1 protein-coding gene is annotated in these 665 nt (G+C 60.0%); it reads right to left on the bottom strand.

Translation table 11 applies throughout. The features are described 5' to 3' along the window. The coding region (locus tag A5658_RS29355) for an MMPL family transporter (RefSeq protein ID WP_156751421.1) at positions 1-665 on the bottom strand (665 nt) is incomplete at both ends.

The raw sequence follows: 665 nt of genomic DNA, 5'->3' as shown, positions 1-665 counted from the left end.
CTCGGCGGCCTCGCGGATTTTATCGACGCGCGCGATGCCTTCCGGCGACGCGGGATCGCCACGGTGCGAGATGATCAGCCGCACCGCCTTGCCGTCCGGCGAGAAGAAGTTGTTCAACGCGCGCTTGAAGTCCTTGTTCTGGAACACTTCTGGCGGCAGATAGAACGAATCGTCGTTCTTCGACTTGTCGAACGCGTCACCCTGGGCGGTGGCGTTGTCGGACTGCGCTTTTGCCTGTTCGTTCAGACCGTTGGTGGTGGCGTAGTTCGACATGATCGTGTCGAGGTTGTGCTGCTGGCTTTCGATCTGCGGCGGGATCAGCGCCACCAGCTGCGGCTGAATCTGGTCCAGCTTGTCGAGGTTCGCGCTGAGCGCCTCGATGTTCTCGCTCACCTGGTCGATGCCGTCGAGTGCGTTGAAGATCGACCGCACCGACCAGCACAGCGGGATGTCGAAGCAGTGCTTTTCCCAGTAGAAACCACTGCGGATCGGCCGGAAGAAGTCGTCGAAGTTGGCGATGTCGTCCCGCAACGACTCGGTGATCTTCACGGTTTCTTTTGTCAGCTTGGTGGTTTCGTGCGTGGTGTTGGTCAGATCCTGGGTGACCTTCATCTGCTCGTGCAGCGTCGCCATCGTCTTGCGCAGCTCGTCTGCCTGCTTGAGCA

The organism is Mycobacterium sp. 1245111.1 (genome assembly GCF_001673405.1).
In the GTDB taxonomy this organism is placed as follows: Bacteria; Actinomycetota; Actinomycetes; order Mycobacteriales; family Mycobacteriaceae; genus Mycobacterium.
Note: the sequence above shows the minus strand (reverse complement) of the source record. Positions and strands in the feature narration are given on the sequence as shown.